The sequence below is a fragment of the Kitasatospora sp. NPDC018619 genome (assembly GCF_044391605.1).
In the GTDB taxonomy this organism is placed as follows: domain Bacteria; phylum Actinomycetota; class Actinomycetes; order Streptomycetales; family Streptomycetaceae; genus Kitasatospora.
The window spans coordinates 1-4,288 of sequence record NZ_JBISAI010000043.1; the positions used below are offsets into that span (position 1 = coordinate 1).

Here is a 4,288-nt window from a genome sequence, read left to right on the forward strand (position 1 = left end):
AGCCCGAGACCGAGGCCATCGAGGATGTCGAGCCCGCGCGCACGGGCGTCGACCGGGTGAGGATGCTGGCACCCGAGGACGTGCCGACACCCACCGGGCAGCCGGCCGGTCAGGTCCAGGCGGGCTCGGCTCCGGGAGCCACGACCGGACTGCTCCAGGTCCCCACGCAGGCCGCCGAGGACGGCTCCCCGCTGGTGGGCACCGTCGGGCAGGAACTGTCCGAGCTGGACCAGGCCCGGGAGCAGCTGATCGCGAACGGTGTGGGGGAGCAGGAGCAGGCCGGCCTCAGGGCGGGGCTGGACGCCCTGCGGGAGGCGCTGGACGCGAGCGGCGCGAGTGTGGAGGACGGGCAGGGCCTCGGCACGGCCCTGCAGATGGGCTTGTTCCAGCAGGCCTTCGCCGCCCTGAACCACGACCGGCGCGTGGAGGTGCTCCGGCTGCTCGCCCAGGCCCTGCGGGACGGTCTGCACGTCGGGCAGCAGTCGATGATGACGCTGCTGGTGACGAGCCTCGACGCAGCTCAGCGGATCCGGCACGAGATGCCGAGGGCTGCCGTGGGGCAGTCTCCGCGTGCCCTCGCCGAGGAGTTGACCCGGTTCGCCGACACGGTTCTCGCGGGCGCGGTGAGTTGGGCTCGTGAGTCGATGCGGGACGTCCCGACGGCGCCGTACGCGGTGGTGGCAGTGGGGGGTTACGGCCGTACGGACCTGACGCCGGCCGCTGATCTGGACTTCGGGCTGCTCGGTGCGTCGGAGGACTCGGCACGGCTGCGGTCCCTGATCAATCTGGCGGCGGGCTGGCTGGACCTGGCCCGGGCGTTCCTGCCCGTGAACCCGTCGGCCACGGCGCCGTTCCAGGCTGACACCATGTGGTTCAACCCCAACCTGGCGATCTTCGAGCCTCTGGCCGTGCTAAAGAGCACGCTTGCCGCATCGGCCGATGACCTGACGCCCAAGCACGGTGTCGCGTACGACGCCCGGCTGATCGAGTTGCGGCCGATTCCCGGCGCCCTCGCCACCGTCACGTCACAGGAGAGCCAGCGGGATCTCTTCGGGACGTTCACGCAGGCACGCAGCGTGAGCGGTGTGACCGACGTGGAGTGGGCCGCTCTGGAGGACGCGCTCGCGGTTCTCCTCCCTCCGGCGCGCCTGGCGGAGCTGGAGAAGGTGAACGTCAAGGAGGCGTTCATGCGTCAGCTGACCGTCGCCACACGGCACCTCTATGCCGCGTGGCGGGCGGAGCTGAGGACGGACGCGCCCTGGCGGCTCAGCACCGGTGGGCGGCTGGAGGAGCTGATCGCGGCGAACGTGCTGCCGGAGCGGCTCGGCCGGAGTCTGATGGACGCCTATGTGCTGGGCCTGGGGCTGCGCCAGCGGCTGCACCGGGCCTACGGAGGCGAGCGGGACGAGGTCGCGACCACGTGGGTGGCCTCTCCGCCGGCCGGGATGGAGCGCCTGCTGCCGGCGGAACAGGAGCAGTTGGCCGCCGCGCTCGGTGCCCTGCACGAGTGGGCGCGAAGCCTCGGAGCCCTGCGGCCCAGGCTCAGGCCCACGGTCGCCCAGCGCTTCAAGAGCTTCTTCGGGAGTTCCCGTCCGGTGGCGGACCAGTCCGGGGGTTCGGTCTCGCAGCCGGGTGCACCGGTGGCAGCGGGGGCTGCGGCGTCCGGGGCATCGGCGGTGCCGTGGGCGGGTGACCCCCTGCCGCCGTTGCCCTTGGAGGTTCCGACGGTGCCCGGGGTGTCGGTGGCGGAGCAGGTCGCCCTGCTGGTCGCAGGGCCGGCCGTGACGGCCCTGCCCCGGGGCGCGTCGTTGGTGCTGGTCGGTGCCGGGTTGGGGGCGGGCAGCCCGGAGCTGCCGCGTGCGGTGGCCGACGCGACCGGTCGCACGGTGTACGCGTACACGGGTCTGGTGCGGTCGGGGCCGGACGGCCTGGAGACCGAGGACGGCGGTGGCGGGCTTCCGGGTTACTGGGTCGTCCACCGTCCGGCGGCGCCTGGCAGCGTCGAACCGACCGAGTTGTGGGACCCGGATCTGGAGCTGCCGGTCGTCGGCGGCGGCAGCGTGCGGCTGGGCGACGTACAGAGCCTGACCGTCGTGGCGCCCGGTACCGGTCTTCCGCAGGGGCGGGCGTTCCACACCGGGAACGAACTCGCCCAGCGGCGCCAGGTGCTGAGCAGCTTCGACCTGGGGAGGCCCGGGCTGCTGCACGTCGACGGGCAGGGGCGTGAGGTCACCGGGTACCAGAATGTGCCCTGGAACACCGGCGGGCGGCGCTACCTCGCCCTGCTGCACGGCGACCGGGATCACGCGGTGCTGCCGCTGCCCGGTCCGGCCGCCACGGCGAAGGTCACCGCCACCGGGTTGGCCCGGACCCTGCGGCGCCGGCCCAGTGTCCAGCGGCTGGCGGCCGGCGACGAGATCGTGCTGGCCGCCTGCGAGGCGGCGTTGCCGGCTTCGGACGGTGGACCGTCCCTGGCGCAGGTGACGGCGAACGAGACCGGCCGGGCGGTGTGGGCCCCGACAGGGAAGATCGCGGCGCTGCCGACCGAGTTGGACGCGGAGGCCGGCTTCCTGATGTACCCGGCCGCCGACGGCTCGCCGGGCACCTGGGTCCGGTTCACCCCGGATGGTGTCCAGCCCGTGGCGGTCCCGGACGTGCTGCGCCCGGTGGGTGCCTCCGGCGCGGGCCCGGCCCACGCCCAGGCTCCCCTGGCGCCGACGCAGAGCTCGACGGGCCCGGCGATGACGGAGCTTGAGGAGTCGGACGTCGAGGAGTCGGAGGACGAGGAGGTCGCCGGGCGCCCCCGTGAGGACAAGGGCAAGGGCAGGGCGGTCGAGGAGGAGCGGTCAGAGCTCGCGGACGACCTGGACGCGCCGGAGGGCCTGGAGGACCTGGAAGCGCGCAATGTGGCCAGGGCGATCGAGCTGTCGCGGCGTTCCCAGCGTCCGGAGACCCAGGGCGAGGGCTCGGGTACGTCCGCCCGGCCTGCCGCGGTGAGCCCGACCGAGCAGCAGGTGCCCTTTACGGCTCAGGAGTTGATCGATGAGCTGATGGGCGAGCTGCCTGCTCCTCGGGTGTCCGCGGAGCCGGTGGGCGAGTTGGAGGAGTGGCTGGGGCCGGATCTGTTCGGTGACCGGGTGGTTCCGGCCGCGCCGGCGTTCCTGCGGGGTTACGACTACCGGGAGTTGCACTCGGCGTCGCGGGCGGCGTTCTTCCGTGCGCTGGACCTGGCGAGCGAGACCGAGCCGACGGCTGAGCGTTTCACGCCGGCGTCCCTGGGCGCGGACGAGACTTCCGTCGTCGAGGCCGGGCTGAACGTTTCGCTGTCGGGCACGATGCGGCGCAAGTCGAGGTCGTTGTTTCCGAAGCTGGTGCGCATCCCCAGGTTGGTGCACTCCATTTGGCTCGGTCGCCCGTTGTCGGCGGACGACGAGCACACCGGCCCGTTCATGGCGAACGTGGAGGCGTCGGCCGGTGGTCCCGGCCAGGGGTTCACCCACGTGGTCTGGACGGATGTCACCCGTGAGCGGATCAGGGAGGCCAAGGAGGCCGAGGGGACGGGGCAGGACACGGAGGAACTGGCCACCGTACGGGAGATGGTGGCGTGGGCGCGGGACCATAAGATCGTGTTGGTCAACGTCGACGAGGTCTTCTCGGCCGAGGCGCCGATGGTTCTCGAAGCGGCCTACAAGATGGAGACGGCCAAGGGGGTGGGGCAGGGGTACGCCTCGGCGAGCGACATCCTGCGGCTGGAGATCCTCCAGCGGTTCGGCGGGATCTACACCGACGGGGACAACGAACTCCTGGTCGATCCCACCGATGCCGTTCAGCGGATCGCCGACTCCGGCCAGGGTTTCGCCGTCGCCGTGGTCGGCCGCGGCGGCATGGCGAACGCGGTGCTGATCGCCCCGGCCCGACACGAGGCCGTGCAGCGGCATCTCGAGGTCCTGCGCGGCAACTACCTGCGCAGTTCGTGGGAGAACAGCATCCGTGGGGGCTATTTCCGGTTGCTGGACAAAAACGTCTACTCCACGACGGATTTCCGGAAAGCGGACAAGGAGGCGACGAAGCCTCCCGCCGTGGTGCAGAACCACACGGATGAGGGGGACAAGAACGCGGTCCTCCACCTGAGCGGAACCGGTCCCGCCATCTGGGCGGACCTGGCGCGCGGTTTGGGACTCGACAGCCCCAGAGACCTCCCGCGGGTCGATCCGAACGTGTTCCGGATCGGCGTGGGGAACACCTGGGTGCCACGGGAGCAGCCGACGACAGCGGCGGCCGACGCGCG

1 protein-coding gene is annotated in these 4,288 nt (G+C 72.1%); it reads left to right on the forward strand.

Features of this window, described 5'->3' with window-relative positions; genetic code table 11:
* Positions 1-4,288 (forward strand): glycosyltransferase (locus ACH5AR_RS33805; RefSeq protein ID WP_396305354.1); only part of this gene is annotated, 4,288 nt, incomplete at both ends.